Genomic DNA, 18,100 nt, shown 5'->3' with positions numbered 1-18,100 from the left:
CATTATAGAGACATTCTAAATTGTCTTGCATCTGGCATACCAGGGGCTAGAGTCGCGTCGAACAAGACTTGGTCAGCGCCACGCACGGTACCGGCGGTTCCGCTGATCGAACCAGGAAATGAAGGCGGATCGCACGGGCGATCCGGCCTAAATTCATCGCGCATTTGAGGAGAACGCGACGTTTCCATGAGCAGCAACGACGACGTTCACAAGGTTCGCGAATTCGAACATCCCGGCCAGGGACGGAAGCGCGCAAAGGCTACGCCAAAAGGGCGACAGGTCGATCCGACCGCCGCGCATGAGATCGAGCAGTTGCTCGGCGACAGGCCGCGGCGGCGCGATCTGCTGATCGAATATCTGCACCTGATCCAGGACAGATATCACCAGATCTCGGCCGCGCATCTCGCCGCGCTCGCCGACGAGATGAAGCTCGCTTTCGCCGAAGTGTTCGAGACCGCCACCTTCTACGCGCATTTCGACATCGTGAAGGAAGGCGAGCCCGACATCGCGCCGCTCACGATCCGCGTCTGCGATTCGCTGACCTGCGCGATGCTCGGCGGTGAGAAACTGCTGGAGGATCTGCAGAGCGCAGCGGGACCCGGCATCCGCGTCGTGCGCGCGCCCTGCGTCGGCCGCTGCGACACCGCGCCTGCCGCGGAAGTCGGACATAATTTCGTCGACCACGCGACCGTCGCCAATGTGATGGCTGCGGCAAAGGCCGGCGACACTCACGCGCATCTGCCCAAATATATCGACTACGACGCCTATGTCGCCGGTGGCGGCTACAAGCTGCTCAATCGCCTGCGCTCGGGTGAATTGGCGAAAGACGATCTGCTGAAGTCGCTCGACGACGCCTCGCTGCGCGGTCTCGGCGGCGCCGGCTTCCCGACGGGGCGCAAATGGCGCGCGGTGCTGGGCGAGCCCGGTCCGCGGCTGATGGCGATCAACGGCGACGAGGGCGAGCCCGGCACGTTCAAGGACCGCGTCTATCTCGAAAGCGATCCGCATCGCTTCATCGAGGGCATGCTGATCGGCGCGCATGTGGTGCAGGCCTCCGACGTCTATATCTATCTGCGCGACGAATATCCGGCCTCGCGCCAGATTTTGGAGCGCGAGATCGCAAAATTGCCTGCGGGCGGTCCGACGCTGCACATGCGCCGCGGCGCCGGCGCTTACATCTGCGGCGAAGAGTCCTCGCTACTCGAAAGCATCGAGGGTAAGCGCGGCCTGCCCCGGCACAAGCCGCCTTATCCGTTCCAGGTTGGCCTGTTCGGCCTGCCGACGCTGATCAACAATATCGAGACGCTGTGGTGGGTGCGCGACATCGTCGAGAAGGGTGCCGACTGGTGGAAGGGCAATGGCCGCCACGAGCGCCATGGCCTGCGCAGCTTCTCGGTCTCGGGTCGCGTGAAAAATCCCGGCATGAAGCTCGCGCCCGCGGGCATCACCGTGCGTGAGCTGATCGACGAATATTGCGGCGGCATGGCCGACGGCCACACCTTCTATGCGTACCTCCCGGGCGGCGCGTCCGGTGGCATCCTGCCGGCGTCGATGGACGACATCCCGCTCGATTTCGGCACGCTGGAGAAATACGGCTGCTTCATTGGTTCTGCCGCGATCGTGATCCTGTCGCAGAAGGACAGCGTGCGCGCAGCTGCGTTGAACCTGATGAAGTTCTTCGAGGACGAGAGTTGCGGCCAGTGCACGCCGTGCCGGGTCGGAACTCAGAAGGCAGCGCTGCTGATGCAGAAGCCGGTCTGGAACCGTGCACTGCTGGAAGAATTGAGCCAGGCGATGCGCGATGCCTCGATCTGCGGGCTCGGACAGGCGGCATCGAACCCGCTCTCCACCGTGATCAAATATTTCCCTGACGAGTTCAAGGAAGCGGCCGAATGACGAAGATTACGTTCGAGCTCGACGGCAAGCAGGTCGAGGCCAACGCCGGCGAGACGATCTGGCAGGTCGCCAAACGGCAGGGGCGCGAGATTCCGCATCTGTGCTATTCGCCGGCACCCGACTATCGCCCCGACGGCAATTGCCGCGCCTGCATGGTCGAGATCGAAGGCGAGCGCGTGCTCGCGGCGTCCTGCAAGCGCACGCCGTCGGTCGGCATGAAGGTGAAGACCGAATCCGCGCGCGCGGTGTCGGCGCAGAAAATGGTGATGGAGTTGCTGGTCGCCGACCAGCCGGCGCGCGAGACCTCGCACGACCCGGATTCGAAATTCTGGCACTGGGCCGAGACCACGGGCGTCACCGAGAGTCGCTTTCCCGCGGCCGAGCGCTGGGCCACCGACGCCAGCCATCCGGCGATGCGCGTCAATCTCGACGCCTGCATCCAGTGCGGTCTCTGTGTGCGTGCCTGCCGCGAGGTCCAGGTCAACGACGTCATCGGCATGGCCTATCGCAGCCGTGGTTCGAAGATCGTGTTCGACTTCGACGATCCCATGGGTGAGTCCACCTGCGTCGCCTGCGGCGAATGCGTGCAGGCCTGCCCGACCGGCGCGTTGATGCCGGCCGTGATGCTCGACGACAACCAGACCCGCGTCACCTATGCCGACAAGAAGGTGGATTCGCTGTGCCCGTTCTGCGGCGTCGGCTGCCAGGTCACCTACGAGGTCAAGGACGAGAAGGTGATCTACGCCGAGGGCCGCGATGGTCCCGCCAATCACAATCGTCTCTGCGTCAAGGGCCGCTTCGGCTTCGACTACATTCATCATCCGCATCGCCTGACCAAGCCGCTGGTGCGGCTGCCGAATGCTAAGAAGGATTCGAACGACCAGGTCGATCCGGCCAATCCCTTCACCCATTTCCGTGAAGCGAGCTGGGAAGAGGCGCTCGACATCGCCGCCAAGGGACTGGTCAAGATCCGCGACACCAACGGCGTGAAGGCGCTGGCCGGCTTCGGCTCGGCCAAGGGATCGAACGAAGAGGCCTATCTGTTCCAGAAGCTGGTGCGCACCGGCTTCGGCTCGAACAATGTCGATCACTGCACCCGGCTCTGCCACGCCTCGTCGGTGGCGGCGCTGTTCGAAGGTTTGAGCTCGGGCGCGGTGTCGGCGCCGTTCGCAGCGGCGATGGACGCCGAGGTCATCATCGTGATCGGCGCCAACCCGACCGTGAACCATCCGGTCGCCGCGACCTTCATCAAGAACGCGGTCAAGCAGAACAACGCAAAGCTTTTCGTCATGGATCCGCGCCGGCAATCGCTGTCGCGCCATGCGACCAAGCATTTGCAGTTCAAGCCGGGCTCCGACGTCGCCATGCTGAACGCGATGATCAACACGATCATCACCGAGGGCTTGACCGACGATCAGTACATCGCCGGTTACACCGAGGGCTTTGAGGACCTCAAGGAGAAGATCAAGGACTTCACGCCGGAGAAGATGGAGGCGATCTGCGGCGTCCCGGCGCAGACCCTGCGCGAAGTCGCGCGGACCTACGCGCGGGCAAAATCGTCGATCATCTTCTGGGGCATGGGCATCAGCCAGCACGTCCACGGCACCGACAATGCGCGCTGCCTGATCGCGCTGGCGCTGATCACCGGCCAGGTCGGCCGTCCCGGCACCGGCCTGCATCCGCTGCGCGGCCAGAACAACGTGCAGGGCGCCTCCGACGCCGGCCTGATCCCGATGTTCCTGCCGGACTATCAGCCGGTCGGCCGCGATGATTTGCGCGGCAGTTTCGAAAAGCTCTGGCAGCAGGACCTCGATCCCGTCCGCGGGCTGACCGTGGTCGAGATCATGAATGCGATCCACGCCGGCGAGATCAAGGGCATGTATATCGAGGGCGAGAACCCCGCGATGTCCGATCCCGATCTCCAGCATGCGCGCCAGGCGCTGGCGATGCTGGATCATCTCGTGGTGCAGGATCTCTTCGTCACCGAGACCGCGTTCCACGCTGACGTCATCCTGCCGGCTTCGGCCTTCGCCGAGAAGGACGGCTCCTTCACCAACACCGATCGCCGCGTGCAGCTCGCGCGCCAGGTGATCAAGCCCCCGGGCGATGCACGGCAGGATCTCTGGATCATCCAGGAGATCGGCAAGCGCATGGGCCTGCCGTGGAATTATGCCGGCCCCGGCGAGGTCTACACCGAAATGGCGGAGTTGATGCCGTCGCTCAAGAACATCAGCTGGGAACGGCTGGTGCGCGAGGGCGCAGTTACTTACCCGGCCGACGATCCGAACAAGCCCGGCAACGAGATCATCTTCACCACGGGTTTCCCGACCGCGAGCGGCCGCGGCAAGATCGTGCCGGCCCACGTCATCCCGCCGGACGAAGTGCCCGACGACGAATATCCGATGGTGCTCTCGACCGGCCGCGTGCTCGAGCACTGGCACACCGGCTCGATGACCCGCCGCGCCCAGGTGCTCGACCAGATCGAGCCGGAGGCGGTCGCGTTCATGTCGCCAAAGGACATGCACAGGAAGAAGCTCGCGCCCGGAGATTTCATCCGGCTTGAGACCCGCCGCGGTGCCGTCGAGGTCAAGGTGCGTTCCGACCGCGACGTCCCCGAGAACATGGTGTTCATGCCGTTCTGCTACGCGGAGGCGGCGGCAAACCTGTTGACCAACCCGGCGCTGGATCCGTTCGGCAAGATCCCGGAGTTCAAGTTCTGCGCGGCCAGGGCTGAGCGCGCCGAGATGCGGGACGCGGCGGAGTAGGGCTGCCTCCTGTCGCTATTGGGGACGAGGCTTGCCACATAAACTGCTGTCATGCCCCGCGAAGGCGGGGCATCCAGTACGCCGCGGCCCATCGGGCCAATCACAACTGTCTCGGAGTACTGGATCGCCCGGTCAAGCCGGGCGATGACAGTGATTGTACGGTGCTGTCTTGCCCCGCACTGCTTCGCTCCTCGCAATGACGGTGGTAAACGTGGCCCATGTCCAAAGTCACTCCCGCCACGCGCGCGCTTGAAGTCGCCGGTGTTGCCTTCACCGTCCACACCTATGACTACGATCCCGACGCCGAGAGCATCGGGCTCCAGGCCGCCGCTGCGCTCGGCGAAGATCCGGCGCGCGTGTTGAAGACGCTGATGGCGCTGGTCGACGGCAAGCCGGTCTGCGTGATCGTCCCGTCCGACCAGGAAGTCTCCATGAAGAAGCTCGCCGCTGCGACAAGCGGCAAGTCGGCGCAGATGATGAAGCCGCCGGAAGCCGAGCGCGTCACCGGCTACAAGGTCGGCGGCATCAGCCCGTTCGGGCAGCGCAAGCCCGTGCGCACCGTGATCGAGCAGAGCGCGCTCGCGCATGACGAGGCCTACATCAATGGCGGCCAGCGTGGCTTGCAGATACGGCTCAAGCCGGATGATGCGCGAGACGCGCTGAAGGCGATCGTTGCCGACGTGCTCGCTTGAACGGCAGGCGCCTACTGCTTCTGCAACAGTTTCAGCCGGCAGCGCAGCGCCTCGCGGATATGCACGCGCGCGAGTTGCTCGGCCTTGTCGCCGTCGCGCGCGGCGATTGCCTCGATGATGGCCTGATGCTCGCCGTGGCTGGTCGAGGGGCGCCCGGTCACGGTGAAGGTGGTCGGGCCGAGCAGGGCGATCCAGTCCTGCAATTCGCGCGAGGCGTTGTCGAGATAACGGTTGCGCGCGGCGCGGCAGATCGCCTCGTGGAACGCGCGGTTGAGCCTCGCCATCTCGGCGGCGTCGGTCTCGGACGCTTCCACAAAAGCCTGCTCGATATCCCAGAGTGCATCGACCTCGGGAGCCGAGGCGTGCCCGGCGGCAAGGCGCGCGGCGGCGCCTTCCATGATTTCGCGCATGGCGTAGAGCTCGAGCACCTCCGAGATATCGAGGTTGCGGACGATCAGGCCGCGGCCGCCGGCGGGCTCGACGAAGCCGCGCGCCGCGAGCCGGCCCAGCGCTTCGCGCACCGGCGTGCGGCTGACCTTCAGACGTTGCGCGACCTCTTCCTCGCGCAGGCGATCGCCGGCCCGGTAGCTGCCGGCCTGGAGCGCCTCGCAGAGCGAGCGGAACACGGCTTCGCCCAGCGCGACGCCGCCGCGCGCGATTGATTCGCCTGTCTTTGCCGAGCGTCTGGCCATGGTCCCTCGGGCGCATTCTGCCCATGCAGAGATGCCGCTTGCATGGATACTGTATATCTTTGTATACAAAAGTACGCAATGGCGGTGCGGTTGATCGGGACCGCCGCCGGGCAGAATGTCTCTAACTGCGTGGCATCGGGCAGACGGCATGAGCAGCAAATACGACGTGCTGGTGATCGGCGGCGGCAACGCGGCGCTGTGCGCTGCGATCTCGGCGCGCCGCGGCGGCGCCTCCGTGCTGGTGCTCGAAGGCGCGCCAAAATTCTACCGTGGCGGCAACACCCGCCACACCCGTAACATGCGCTGCGCCCATGACGCCGCCACCGAAATCCTGACCGGACCCTACACCGAAGACGAGTTCTGGGAAGACCTCCTGCGCGTCACCGGCGGGCAGACCGACGAGGTGCTCGCCCGCCACATGATCCGCGAGTCCAAGGACATTTTGAACTGGATCGTGGAGCAGGGCGTGCGCTGGCAGCCGTCGCTCGGCGGCACGCTGAGCCTCGGCCGCACCAACTCCTTCTTCCTCGGCGGCGGCCGCGCGATGCTGAACGCACTCTATCTCACCGCTGAGAAGCTCGGCGTCGATGTCGAATACGACGCCGAGGTCACTGACCTCGTGATCGAGGACGGCATGTTTCTCGCGGCGCGCCTCAAGCGGCCGATCAAGGGCGAGACCGAGATCCGCGCGACGTCGCTGATTGCCGCGGCCGGCGGGTTCGAGGCCAACATCGAATGGCTGAAGCAATATTGGGGCGATGCGGCGGATAATTTCCTGATCCGCGGCACGCCCTATAACCGCGGCTCGATCTTGAAGATGCTGCTCGACAAGGGCGTGCAGGAGGTCGGCGACCCCACGCAGTGCCACGCGGTCGCGATCGATGCCCGCGCGCCGAAATTCGACGGCGGCATCATCACCCGTCATGACTCCGTCGTGTTCGGCATCGTCGTCAACAAGCACGCCCAGCGCTTCTATGACGAGGGCGAGGACATCTGGCCGAAGCGCTATGCGATCTGGGGTCGGCTGGTCGCGGCACAGCCCGACCAGATTGCCTACATCATTTTTGATTCAACGGTCGTCACGAGCTTCATGCCGACGTTGTTCCCGCCGATCGCGGGACAGACAGTCGCCGAGCTCGCGGGCAAGCTGGAGCTCGATCCGGCTGCGCTGGACAAGACTATCACCGAGTTCAACGCCGCGGTGCGGCCCGGCACCTTCGACCACACCATTCTCGACGACTGCGTGACCGAGGGCATCACACCGCAGAAGACGCATTGGGCGCGCAAAATCGAGACGCCGCCTTATCTCGCTTATCCGGTGCGGCCCGGCATCACCTTCACCTATCTCGGCACGCGTGTGACCAAGGAGGCGCGGATGCTGATGGCTGAAGGCAAGCCTTCCGCCAACATGTTCGCGGCCGGCGAGATCATGGCCGGCAACGTGCTCGGCAAGGGCTATGCGGCCGGCATGGGCATGACCATCGGCAGCGTGTTCGGCCGGATCGCGGGACGCGAAGCGGCACGCCACGCCAAGAATTAGGATGAAGAAAAGACGTCAGGAGGAACCATGTCGCGTATTGCCATCGCTTCGATCACGGCGCTGCTAATGATCGGTGAAGCCAGCGCAGCCGAGCCGATCACCCTGCGCGACATGGGCTCGTTCCATGTCGGTGGGCGTCTCGTCGAAATCACCGGCAAGCCGGTGAAGGAGGTCGTGTTCGCGCCCGGCGGCGTGCCGGCCAAGGTCGATCCCAACGGCACCTATCAAGTCGAGCAGATGTACGTGCAATATTTCCTGCCGGCCAACGAGAAGGGCGCCTATCCGTTGCTGATGTGGCATGGCGGCGGACTGACCGGCGTCACCTACGAGACCACGCCTGACGGGCGCGAAGGCTGGCTGAATTATTTCCTGCGCAAGGGCTGGGCGGTCTACAATTCCGATGCGGTCGAGCGCGGACGCGCGGGCTGGGCGCAGTACCCCGATATCTTCAAGAGCGAGCCGGTCTTCCTGACCACGGCCAATCCGTTCGAGCGTTTCCGCATCGGCGATGGTCCGAACTCTTACGATCCCGATCCCGCCAAGCGAAAGCTGCTGCCGGGCAACCAGTTTCCCGTCGAGGGTTACGAGAATTTCGTCAAGCAGAACGTGCCGCGCTGGACCACGACTGACGATGCCACCATCGCCGCCTATATCGCCGAGCTTGACCGCGTCGGCCCTTCGGTGATCCTGTTCCATAGCCAGGCTGGGACTTTCGGTTTCAAGGTCGCGCAAGCGCGGCCCGATAAGGTCAAGGCGCTGATTGCGATCGAGCCGGCCGGCATCGGCGATCCCGCCAAGGCGGACGTGCTGAAGAACATTCCGACGCTCATCATCTATGGCGACTATATCGAGCGCGATTCGCGCTGGCCCAAGATCCGCGCCAACGGCATCGCCTTTGCGGACGCCGTCAAGGCAGCCGGGGGCAGCGTCGACATCGTCGACCTCCCGCAGGCCGGCATCAAGGGCAATTCGCATATGGTGATGATGGACAAGAACAACCTCGAGGTCGCTAGCCTGATCCAGAAATGGCTCGAGGGAAAGAACCTGACGAAGTAGAGCCATGCACGGAACCCAAATTTTGGACGAAGCCGACCGCCTGATGACGGTCTGCAATTCCTGTCGCTACTGCGAAGGCTTGTGCGCGGTGTTTCCGGCGATGGAAATGCGCCGCGCCTTCTCCGACGGCGATCTCAACTATCTCGCCAACCTCTGCCATTCCTGTGGCGCCTGCTACGTGGATTGCCAGTTCTCGCCGCCGCACGAATTCAACGTCAATGTCCCGAAGACGCTCGCGGTCGCGCGCGCCGAATCCTATGCGGCCTATGCCTGGCCGCAGGCGCTGTCCGGCGCCTTCGCGCGCAATGGTCTCGTCATCAGCATCGTCGCCGCGCTGAGCATGGCGGTCTTTATTCTGGGTTTCGCAGCCCTGAACGACCGCAGCGTGTTGCTCGGCGTGCACACCGGCCCGGGCGCGTTCTACAAGTTGATGCCGCATAACGCGATGGCTGCGCTGTTCAGCGCCGCGTTCCTCTATGCCATCCTCGCGCTGGTCATGAGCGTGCGTGCCTTCTGGCGCGACATCGGTACGCCGATCGGTGGCCGCGCGGACGGCGGCTCCATCTTCCAGGCGATCCGCGATGCCGGCGAGCTGCGCTATCTCCATGGCGGGGGCGTCGGCTGCTACAATGAGGACGACAAGCCGAACGACCGGCGCAAGCTGTATCACCACCTCACGTTCTACGGCTTCCTGCTGTGCTTTGCCGCAACCTCGGTCGCCACGCTCTATCACTATCTCTGGGGACGCGAGGCGCCTTATCCGTGGTGGGACCTGCCCGTGGTGCTCGGTACGCTCGGCGGGATCGGCCTCATCGTCGGTCCGATCGGGTTGTTCATCGCGAAGTCACGCCGTGCGCCCGAGCTGCTCGACGAACAGCGCTACGGAATGGATGTCGGTTTCATCGCCATGCTGTTCCTGACCGGGCTCACGGGAATGCTGCTTCTGCTCTTGCGCGAAACTGGCGCCATGGGGCCGCTGCTGGCGCTGCATCTCGGCGCGGTGTTCGCGCTGTTCATCACCATGCCCTATGGCAAGTTCGTGCACGGCATCTACCGCTTCGCGGCGCTGGTGCGCTACGCGCAGGAGCGGCGCAGCGAAGCCGGCTCCTGAGATTCAGATAGCCTGGAAGCAGCCGTCGCGCAGGAAGGCGATGGTCTGCTCGATCGCGGTGGTGTTTCGCGGAAGTCCGGTGTGCGATGCCTTGATGACGATGTGGTCGTCCATGTCGGCCAGTTTCGCGCTCGCAACCGACACCCGTCCGTCATTGGGACGCGGCAGGACAAAAGCCGACGCGATCGGCGCGATGGTGCGGCATCCCGCTATGATGCCGACTGCGTAATCGGGCGACGGCAGGGCGGCGAGCACGGGGGCTTGTGCGGTCGTAAGCTGCAGGCCGGCCGGGCCAAATGCCGCGTGATAGATCGAAAAATCCTTCAGCAGATCGGCGACCTCACTGCCGCCGTTTGGCGTGCCAAGCATGACGACACGGCCGAGCCGCGCGGGGCGATGCCTCGAAATATAGACCCGCGCGAGCAGCCCGCCCATGGAATGCGCGACGAAATGGATCGCGCCATCGCGCTGCTCGGCAAATGCGGCGATCGGCGTGTGGATCTCTTCCGCAAGCGCTTCGAGCGGCTTCTTGCGGCTGGCGTAGTCGAGGTTGAGCGTCGCGAATCCGCGACGCTGCAGCGTTCGCTCCAGCTTCTTCAGCGTCCAGGAACCGACCCCGATGCCGTGGAGCAGCACCACGCCGTCACACCGCGTATCCGCCGGTGCGACGACCGTGTGCTGGGCTTCACGCAACCTCGCGCTCCGGCGAGGATGCCTGCTCGCGGGCCATCGTCGTTGCCGTGACATAGTCGGTCTTGCCGGTGCCGAGCAGCGGCACCTTGTCGACCACCATGATCGCCGCGGGAACGGTCAGCTCGGAGGCGCCGATCGCCTTGGCCTGACCCTGCATCGCGCTGCGCTCGGCGTTCTTCTCTGTCGTCAGCAGCACGATGCGCTCGCCCTTGCGCTGGTCGGGGATAGACACGGCGATCGATGCGGCCTGCGGCCACAGCGTGGTCGCGATGCTCTCGACCGCCGACAGCGAGACCATTTCGCCTGCGATCTTGGCAAAGCGCTTGGCGCGGCCCTTGATGGTGATGAAGCCGGCCGCGTCTATTGCGACGATGTCGCCGGTGTCGTGCCAGCCCTCGGCGAGGACTTCGAGCACGCCGGGATTCTCGGCCCTGAGGTAACCGAGCATCACGTTCGGTCCACGCACCGAGAGGCGTCCGCCTTCCTCGATGCCGGGGACCGGATCGAGGCGGCTTTCCATCAGCGGCGAGAGGCGGCCGACGGTGCCGGGGCGATTGGCCATCGGCGTGTTCATCGCCAGCACCGGCGCGGTCTCGGTCACGCCATAGCCTTCGAGGATGCGGATGCCGTAGCGCTCCATGAACACTTGCCGCGTCCGGTCCTTCACCGCCTCGGCGCCGGCGATCACCAGCCGCAAGGTGCGGAAGTCGTAAGCATGCGCCGAGCGGGCATAGCCGGTGAGGAAGGTGTCGGTACCGAACAGGATGGTGGCGCCGGTCTGGTAGATCAGCTCCGGCACGATGCGGTAATGCAGCGGCGAGGGGTACATGTAGATCGGAATGCCAGCGAGCAGCGGCATCATCATTCCACCGGTTAGCCCGAAGGAGTGGAACACCGGCAGCACGTTGAACACCTTGTCATTGGCGTTCGCATCGACGCGCGCCAGCGCCTGCGCCGCGTTGGCGAGGATGTTGCGGTGGGACAGCACCACGCCCTTGGGGGTGCCTTCAGAGCCCGACGTGAACAGCACGACGGCCGGATCGTTGGCCTGGCGTGCAACGCGCGGCGCGGTGCCTGCGAGCAGGCCCTTGATCTTGTCGGCCGTGCCGATCGAGGCGCGAACGTCCTCGAGATAAACGACACGTGCCTCCGCGGAGATCGCGGCCATCAGCTTGTCGAGCTTGCCCTTCTCGATGAAGGCTTTTGACGTCAGCACAGTCTTGACCTGCGCAGCCTTCATGGCGGCGAGGACGTTGACCGGGCCGGCGGAGAAGTTGAGCATCGCCGGGACCCGGCCGATGTTTTGCAGCGCCATGAAGACGACGGCGACACCCGCGGAATTCGGCAGCAGCACGCCGACATTCTCGCCGACGGCCGTGCCGGTCTCGAGCTTCCGGCTCAGGACCTGCGCGCCCAGGATCAGCTTGCGATAGGTCAGCTGGGTGCCGAGCGCGTCCTCAACGATGACCTTGCCGGTGTCGCGGTCGCGATAAGCGTGCCCGAGCGCTTCGAACAGCGTGTGATCGAGCATGGCGTTCTTCACCATTGCATCAATCATCACGTCCTGGAGCGCGGCGCCCGCGGCATTGCGGCGCGCCTTGCCCTTCAGCGCCGGATCGACCGGCAGCTTGACCGGCGGCAGGATGGTGACCGTCACCCGCGGAAACCACGAGCGCTTGATCTGGCTGCCGTTGAGATAGCTGAGATGCGAGCGCTGTGCACCCTCGATACGAATGGGCACGACCACCGCGTCGGCCTTGTCCGCAATCATGGCGGTGCCGTCATAAACCTTCATCAGCGATCCCGAGACGGTGATGCGTCCTTCCGGGAAGATCACCACCGGTTCGCCGGCGGCGACGAGCTTGATCAAATCGCGTGCGGCCAGCGGCTTGGACGGGTCCATGGTGTAGTGCTTGACCACCCGCAGGAACGGTTTTGCCCACCAGGCCTTGGAGATGCCGGTATCGACCGCGAAGCTCGCGTCGATCGGCAGCACGGCGTGCAGCAGCGGGCCGTCGATCAGGCTGACATGGTTAGGCGCGATCAGCATGCGCGTGCCCGGAGGCGGCAGATTCTCGAGTCCGCGGATCTCGGTGCGGAACAGCGCGCGGAATAACAGTCCGCCGAAATCGCGCACGCCTTCCTTACCCCATTTCGTCAGCACGAACCAGACCGCGCCGAAGCTGGCAAGGCCGAGGCCGAAGAAGATCCAGCCGACATGCAATCCGCCCGCCTGCAACAGCGCAACGAACAGCGAGCCCACCACCATGAAAGCGGCCTGGAGCACATTGCCGGCCGCAATGATGCGGGCGCGCTCGTTCGGCGCCGACCACGCTTGCACGGCGGCGAAGGACGGAACGACGAACAGGCCGCCGCCGAAGGCGAAGGCGACAAAGTCGATCAGCATGCGCAAGCCCGCGAACGACGTCGCGAAGTCAACTGCGGCGATGTCCTGACCCTTGCTGGTCACAGCGATGGCCCAGGCGAGGTCGAGGCCGGCAAAGCCCATGATGATGGCGCCGATCGGCACCAGCGCGAGGTTCGGGCGAACGTGGCTGAGGCTGGCGGCGAACAGCGAGCCGATCGCAATGCCGATCGCGAAGATCGCAAGGCACAGCGTGACCACGCCTTCGCTGCCGCCGATGACGTCCTTGACCAGCGCCGGCAGCAGCGACAGCACGATGGCGCCGACCAGCCAGAACCAGGAGACGATCACGGTGCCGTCCCACAGCCGATGGTCGGCGTGCAGCGTCTTCAACAGGCTGATCGTCGAGGTCCAGGGATTGGCGTTGACGGGCAGCTCGGGCGCGGACGGCGTTGTTTGCGGAATACGGGAAGCGAAGGCCCAGGACAGCAGAGCGAGCACGACCACGGCCGATGCGACCCAGCCCATATGTGCGGAGCCGGCCACGAACTGGCCGCCGGCGACGGTGCCGAGCAGGATGGCCATGAAGGTCGCGCCTTCGACCAGCGCGTTGCCGGTCGCGAGCTCGCCGAGCGCGAGCTGGTCCGGCAGCATGGAGTATTTCACCGGCCCGAACAGGGCGGCGATGATGCCGAACAGAGCGAGCGCTGCGAACAGCAGCGGCACCGAGTGCAGGAAGAAACCGGCGGCGGCAAAGGCCGCAGCAAAAATCTCGACGAATTTGAGTCGCCGTGCGACGACGGATTTGACGTATTTGTCGGCGAGCTGGCCGCCGAGCCCGGACAGGATGAAATAGGGGAAGATGAAGACGGCGCCGGCCACCGTTACCAGGGCATCGCCGTGGCCGGTCGCGGCACTGTAAAGCAGGATGATGACGAGTGCGTTCTTGAGCACGTTGTCATTGAGCGCCGAGAAGAATTGCGCCCAGAACAGCGGCGCAAAGCGGCGTGACGACATCAATTCCTTGATCATGACGAGTCCTGTTTTGGAAAGGCAGAGGTTGTTACGCAGTCGGTTAAACGTCACGACCGGAAGACTATGGGACCAACGATTGCAGGGTGACGACGGTCGCCGGCCTGCCCCCTCGGTTCCTCCGATCCTGTTGGTCTCCAGGTGGTCTCGTTAGGTTCGCAAATATCTGGTTGCGGCCGCGGTTCGGGCGGAAGGGCCGCACCTATCGCGATATCGCGCCGGGCGATGAGGAAAATCTGAACCGCATCACCGAAATCCGTGAGACCGGCTGCGAATGGGGGACATGGTAATTCCTTCCTTGCAACCGGATCTTGTATTCGAGCCGACCGGAACGTGCCGGCTGTGCTTGCCTCAGGTGAGATGGGCGAGGTGGCGAAAGGGCGAGAGCCGGCCAAGCAGGCTGAAGCGGCGGCCCTCGCGACGGGCGCGGGAACGGTTCGCCTGCCACATCCGGAAGGTCGCGCGGCGCTCGGTGAGCACGCCGGCAATGTCGCAGGCATTAGCGATGCGATCGATCGGCGCCATCAAGAGCTTGAGGACGGCTCGGCCAAGGCCAGTCACGAGAGCCGCGGCGTCGTCGATGAAGGTGGAGGCGATATCAACAGCGAGGGTTTGCATTTTGCAGGTCTCCGGGTTAATTTGAACAATGTTCACATGAGTAGCTTGAAAATGAACAATGTTCAAGAAGAATCGCTGCGAGACCAAAAAAAATTCCGGAGGCGGCTCCAGATTCTGGAGGTCGCTCGCGGCATTATCGCGTCCAAGGGATTGAGATCGTTGAAGGTTCGAGACGTCGCGGATGCCGTCGGCTGCTCGGTCGGCAGCGTCTATAATGAATTCGGCGACTTCGATGGCGTGATCCTGACGGTCAACCGGGAGACCGTTCAGGCGCTGACGGTGCGACTTGGCGGAGTTCCGAGCGAAGATCCCGTCCGCCAGCTCTATGGGCTGGCCGAGACCTATCTCGACTTCTTTGCCGAGCACGCGAATCTGCTGCGGTCGCTGTTCGAGCACCGGATGGAGGACGACCGTCCCTATCCCGATGACATCCTTCAGATGGTGATGGACGCCTTCGCGTTGATGCACCTGCCGCTGGTGCAGCTGCTCCCGGATGCGGACGACGTGAAGATCGCGCTGTTGTCGCGCACGCTGTTTTCAGCGGTGCACGGCATCATCTCGCTCGGCCTCGAGGAGCGCATGGTGGCCGTGCCGCCACAGATGCTGCGCCAGCAGGTGGAGCAGTTTGTCGATGTGCATCTCGCAGGCCTTGGGATTCTGCCCGCAAAGTGAAAGGGGCCTGCAACGTCACGCGCGCGCGGCTTCGCGCGGCCGTGCCGCAACGAGGACGACGTCCGGCCGTACGCTGTCGACCTGAACCCGGTTGCGCCCCTTGTCCTTGGCGCGATAGCAGGCGGCGTCGGCGCGGCGCATCGCATCCTCGAGCGTGGTGTCGCGGTCGGCGATGCAGGTGACGCCGACGCTGGCGGTCACCGCAAAGACGCGATCGTCCCAGGCGAAGCTGAACAGCTCCAGCGATCGCCGTAGCCGTTCGGCGATATCGACGGCGCTCGCAGGCGAGCACTGCGGCAGGATCAGGCCGAATTCGTCGCCGCCGAGCCGGGCCACCAGATCATGCGGCCTTCGGTCCTGTTGCAGCAGGCTGGAGACCTGGCAGAGCAGGCGGTCGCCGGCGAGATGGCCGCAGCTGTCGTTGACGTTCTTGAACTGGTCGAGGTCGAGCAGGATCAAAGCGAGCGAGCCCGCCGCGATATTGTCCAGCTCGCCTTGCAGCCGCGCCTCGAAGGCGCGGCGGTTGGCAAGGCCGGTCAGCCAGTCGTGCGATGCCTGGTACGCCAGGCGTTCCTTCTCATCATGCAAGGCATCCTCGAACGCCTGCCGTTGCAGCACCAGTCGCCGCGTGTGCCAGATCAGGAGCAGGATCAGCGTCGCGGCGGTGGCGATGTTGATGCATGTCAGCATCACCTTGATCGCGCGGGAGCCTTCGCCAAGGACAGTGGAGAAGCGGTTGGCATGCACCGTGAACTCGTCGTTGAGCTCCGAGAGCCGCGACGACAGGACTTGCAGGCGGCCGCTGTCCTGAATGGGGCCCTTCTCCAGCTCGGACCGGATGACCTCGCCGAACACGCTCAGCTCCAGCAGCATCGGGTCCGTGGCGGCCCATTCATGGATCGCTTCCTGGAGGAAGCTGACACGGTTGAAATAGCGAAACAGCCAGATCAATCCCGGAACGTCATCAGGATGATTGCCGCCTTGCAGGAAGCCGATGCGTGCGGCCTCGACGTCAACAGGATCGCGCTCGAGCGCCCATCGCGCGAACTCGTCGCCGATGGGAACGGCGAGCGAGGTCTCGTACTGCGCGAACTGGTTCTTGTCGCCCGAATGCAGATAGAGATTGAGGAAATAGACCGCGTTCTTCTGCGAGCGCGACCATAGCGCTTCGCCCGCGACATAGGCGCGGACCGATGACATCACCTCGAGGCTGAATCCCGCGATCGCCGCCTGGAGCACGACGACCATCACGAAAGGCGAGACGAGCTTGATGACGTGAAGGAAGCTGTGTCCCTTCGTCGACGACGCTGTTCTGCGAAGCACCCTGCGTTCCCCAAATCGATCAACGACCCCAGCTGAGCGTTGCGCGTGCAACGCCAAGTAGAGGAGAAGGTTGCTTAACTAGACCCGAAAGATGCGGGAGACTGGATCGCAGGGTGAAGGCGTTGTGAAGTGGATTCGCGCAGATTGTCGCAAATGCCGACAGACCGGAACTGCCGCGGCATTGAGGCGCCAATGCCTCGCATTCGTCTTGCGCGGTTTACTTGATCGATAGAGTTGCGGCCGGTTTTAGACCAGCACAGGCTTGCGCACGCGGCCGGCGTCGCCGAACACGCGCAGATAACGTTCGATCTCCGAAGGCAGGCCGGTCGCCTTCTCCGGGTTGTCGGAGAGCTTGACCGCTGGATGGCCGTCGGCCGAAGACACCTTGCAGACCAGCGAAATCGGATCGAGATTGAACGAGCCGTCCGGGGGGCAGCCGACGAAGTCGTTGGTGAGGTTGGTGCCCCAGCCGAAGGAGAGCCGCACGCGGCCGGCGAAATGATGATAGGTCTCCTCGATCGAGCCGACGTCCATCGCGTCGGAAAACACCAGCAGCTTGTCCTTGGGGTTGCGACCCTTCTTCTCCCACCAGGCAACGATCTCCTCGCCGGCCTGGATCGGCGGTGCGCTGTCGGGGCGGAAGCCGGTCCAGTCGGCGACCCATTCCGGCGCATCGCGGAGGAAGGCCTTGGTGCCGAAGGCGTCGGGCAGCGCGATCAGCAAATTGCCGCCATAGGTCTGGCGCCACTGGTCGAGGATGCGATAGGGCGCCCAGCGCAACTCCTCGTCGTCCTTGGCAAGCGCCGCTGCCACCATCGGCAGCTCATGCGCATTGGTGCCGATGGCTTCGAGGTCGTTGTCCATCGCGAGCAGCACGTTGGAGGTGCCAATGAAGGACGAGCCCAGCCCTTCCTTCACCGCTTCCACGCACCAGCGCTGCCAGAGGAAGCCGTGGCGGCGGCGGGTGCCGAAGTCGGACAGCCGCAAATTCTCCAGCTTGCGCAGCCGCTCGACCTTGGTCCACAGCTTGGCCTTGGCGCGGGCGTAGAGCACGTCGAGCTCGAAGCGGCCGCGGCCCTTCATCGCCGCGCGCGAGCGCAACTCGTTGAGGATCGCGAGCGCGGGAATCTCCCACATCGTGGTGTGGGTCCACGGCCCGTGGAAGTGCAATTCGTACTGGCCCTCGACCTTGCGCAGCTCGTATTCGGGCAGCCGGAATTCGGCCAGCCAGCGGATGAAGTCGGCCGAGAACATGTGGGTCTTGCCGTAGAACGTGTTACCGGCCAGCCAGATCAGCTCCTTCTTGGCGAAGCGGATGGTGCGGGCATGGTCGAGCTGGGCGCGCAGCTCGCCCTCGTCGATGATCTCGGCGAGCCGCACATGGCGCGAGCGGTTGATGACCGAGAAGGTCACCTGCCGATTCGGGTAGTCTTCCCGAATCATCTGCAACATCAATAGTTTGTAGAAGTCGGTATCCAGCAGGCTGCGGATGATGGGATCCAGCCGCCAGCTGTGATTGTAGGTCCGGCTCGCAATGTCGGTCACTGTCATGGCACGAATTCTAGCGTGGCCGCCCGCGCGCAACCAGTGGGTTTGGCGAGGGACTGGCCATCGCCCGGCACCCGGCACAACGGGCCGGGCGGGC

The 18,100-nt window shown here is 64.4% G+C and carries 13 protein-coding genes; 7 read left to right on the top strand and 6 right to left on the bottom strand.

Features of this window, described 5'->3' with window-relative positions:
* Nucleotides 1-186: 186 nt before the first annotated feature.
* The 3 genes from B5V03_RS16100 to ybaK all read left to right on the top strand — a co-directional run bounded on the left by B5V03_RS16100 (nucleotide 187) and on the right by ybaK (nucleotide 5,353).
* Entirely contained in the window at nucleotides 187-1,896 is a 1,710-nt protein-coding gene (locus B5V03_RS16100; protein ID WP_129271301.1) for an NADH-ubiquinone oxidoreductase-F iron-sulfur binding region domain-containing protein, read from the top strand.
* Nucleotides 1,893-4,661 carry a formate dehydrogenase subunit alpha gene (fdhF, locus tag B5V03_RS16095; protein WP_129271300.1) on the top strand — a complete coding sequence of 923 codons (2,769 nt, stop codon included), beginning with the start codon at nucleotides 1,893-1,895 and terminating at the stop codon, nucleotides 4,659-4,661. The genes B5V03_RS16100 and fdhF overlap by 4 nt, the downstream gene beginning before the upstream one ends.
* A 218-nt stretch (nucleotides 4,662-4,879) precedes the next feature.
* Entirely contained in the window at nucleotides 4,880-5,353 is a 474-nt protein-coding gene (ybaK, locus tag B5V03_RS16085) for a Cys-tRNA(Pro) deacylase (protein ID WP_129271299.1), read from the top strand.
* A gap of 11 nt (nucleotides 5,354-5,364) precedes the next feature.
* Here ybaK and B5V03_RS16080 read toward each other — a convergent pair whose 3' ends face one another.
* Entirely contained in the window at nucleotides 5,365-6,045 is a 681-nt protein-coding gene (locus B5V03_RS16080; protein ID WP_129271298.1) for a GntR family transcriptional regulator, read from the bottom strand.
* A gap of 148 nt (nucleotides 6,046-6,193) precedes the next feature.
* Between B5V03_RS16080 and tcuA the strand changes: the two genes are divergently transcribed.
* Genes tcuA through tcuB form a run of 3 tightly spaced genes read left to right on the top strand, consistent with a single transcriptional unit; the run spans nucleotide 6,194 to nucleotide 9,752 of the window.
* Nucleotides 6,194-7,585, top strand: a complete 1,392-nt coding sequence (tcuA, locus tag B5V03_RS16075; protein ID WP_129271297.1) for an FAD-dependent tricarballylate dehydrogenase TcuA — start codon at nucleotides 6,194-6,196, stop codon at nucleotides 7,583-7,585.
* A gap of 27 nt (nucleotides 7,586-7,612) precedes the next feature.
* Nucleotides 7,613-8,641, top strand: coding sequence for an esterase (locus B5V03_RS16070; RefSeq protein ID WP_129271296.1), 1,029 nt, complete (start codon nucleotides 7,613-7,615; stop codon nucleotides 8,639-8,641).
* A gap of 4 nt (nucleotides 8,642-8,645) precedes the next feature.
* Nucleotides 8,646-9,752: a tricarballylate utilization 4Fe-4S protein TcuB gene (tcuB, locus tag B5V03_RS16065; protein WP_129271295.1), complete on the top strand. Its 1,107-nt coding sequence runs from the start codon at nucleotides 8,646-8,648 to the stop codon at nucleotides 9,750-9,752.
* Nucleotides 9,753-9,755: 3 nt separating this feature from the next.
* On the opposite strand, the gene B5V03_RS16060 is transcribed toward tcuB, so the two are convergent.
* The 3 genes from B5V03_RS16060 to B5V03_RS42910 form a co-directional block, all read right to left on the bottom strand.
* Nucleotides 9,756-10,445, bottom strand: coding sequence for an esterase/lipase family protein (locus tag B5V03_RS16060; RefSeq protein ID WP_245502237.1), 690 nt, complete (start codon nucleotides 10,443-10,445; stop codon nucleotides 9,756-9,758).
* Nucleotides 10,438-13,842 carry an acyl-[ACP]--phospholipid O-acyltransferase gene (locus tag B5V03_RS16055; protein WP_129271293.1) on the bottom strand — a complete coding sequence of 1,135 codons (3,405 nt, stop codon included), beginning with the start codon at nucleotides 13,840-13,842 and terminating at the stop codon, nucleotides 10,438-10,440. The genes B5V03_RS16060 and B5V03_RS16055 overlap by 8 nt, the downstream gene beginning before the upstream one ends.
* Nucleotides 13,843-14,193: 351 nt before the next feature.
* Nucleotides 14,194-14,460 (bottom strand): hypothetical protein, encoded by a 267-nt coding sequence (locus B5V03_RS42910; protein ID WP_164988066.1) that lies wholly within the window; start codon nucleotides 14,458-14,460, stop codon nucleotides 14,194-14,196.
* Nucleotides 14,461-14,511: 51 nt separating this feature from the next.
* On the opposite strand from B5V03_RS42910, the gene B5V03_RS41460 reads away from it, so the two are divergent.
* Complete coding sequence (locus B5V03_RS41460) at nucleotides 14,512-15,132, top strand: TetR/AcrR family transcriptional regulator (protein ID WP_206736156.1); 621 nt, start codon at nucleotides 14,512-14,514, stop codon at nucleotides 15,130-15,132.
* A 15-nt stretch (nucleotides 15,133-15,147) separates the two neighbouring features.
* Here the strand turns inward: B5V03_RS41460 and B5V03_RS16045 are convergent, their stop codons facing one another.
* Together B5V03_RS16045 and pncB are read right to left on the bottom strand one after the other, a co-directional pair.
* On the bottom strand, nucleotides 15,148-16,455 hold the full coding sequence (locus B5V03_RS16045; RefSeq protein ID WP_129271292.1) for a GGDEF domain-containing protein: 1,308 nt from the start codon (nucleotides 16,453-16,455) through the stop codon (nucleotides 15,148-15,150).
* 246 nt (nucleotides 16,456-16,701) lie between these two features.
* Complete coding sequence (gene pncB / locus B5V03_RS16040) at nucleotides 16,702-18,006, bottom strand: nicotinate phosphoribosyltransferase (RefSeq protein ID WP_129271291.1); 1,305 nt, start codon at nucleotides 18,004-18,006, stop codon at nucleotides 16,702-16,704.
* Nucleotides 18,007-18,100 lie beyond the last annotated feature (94 nt).

This window comes from Bradyrhizobium betae, from assembly GCF_004123905.1.
Lineage (GTDB): Bacteria > Pseudomonadota > Alphaproteobacteria > Rhizobiales > Xanthobacteraceae > Bradyrhizobium > Bradyrhizobium betae_A.
Note: the sequence above shows the minus strand (reverse complement) of the source record. Positions and strands in the feature narration are given on the sequence as shown.

Coding starts and splice junctions, on each gene's coding strand:
- B5V03_RS16100 (WP_129271301.1), top strand. CDS start 187: ATGAGCAGCAACGACGACGTTCACAAGGTTCGCGAATTCGAACATCCC.
- fdhF (WP_129271300.1), top strand. CDS start 1,893: ATGACGAAGATTACGTTCGAGCTCGACGGCAAGCAGGTCGAGGCCAAC.
- ybaK (WP_129271299.1), top strand. CDS start 4,880: ATGTCCAAAGTCACTCCCGCCACGCGCGCGCTTGAAGTCGCCGGTGTT.
- B5V03_RS16080 (WP_129271298.1), bottom strand. CDS start 6,045: ATGGCCAGACGCTCGGCAAAGACAGGCGAATCAATCGCGCGCGGCGGC.
- tcuA (WP_129271297.1), top strand. CDS start 6,194: ATGAGCAGCAAATACGACGTGCTGGTGATCGGCGGCGGCAACGCGGCG.
- B5V03_RS16070 (WP_129271296.1), top strand. CDS start 7,613: ATGTCGCGTATTGCCATCGCTTCGATCACGGCGCTGCTAATGATCGGT.
- tcuB (WP_129271295.1), top strand. CDS start 8,646: ATGCACGGAACCCAAATTTTGGACGAAGCCGACCGCCTGATGACGGTC.
- B5V03_RS16055 (WP_129271293.1), bottom strand. CDS start 13,842: ATGATCAAGGAATTGATGTCGTCACGCCGCTTTGCGCCGCTGTTCTGG.
- B5V03_RS42910 (WP_164988066.1), bottom strand. CDS start 14,460: ATGCAAACCCTCGCTGTTGATATCGCCTCCACCTTCATCGACGACGCC.
- B5V03_RS41460 (WP_206736156.1), top strand. CDS start 14,512: ATGAACAATGTTCAAGAAGAATCGCTGCGAGACCAAAAAAAATTCCGG.
- pncB (WP_129271291.1), bottom strand. CDS start 18,006: ATGACAGTGACCGACATTGCGAGCCGGACCTACAATCACAGCTGGCGG.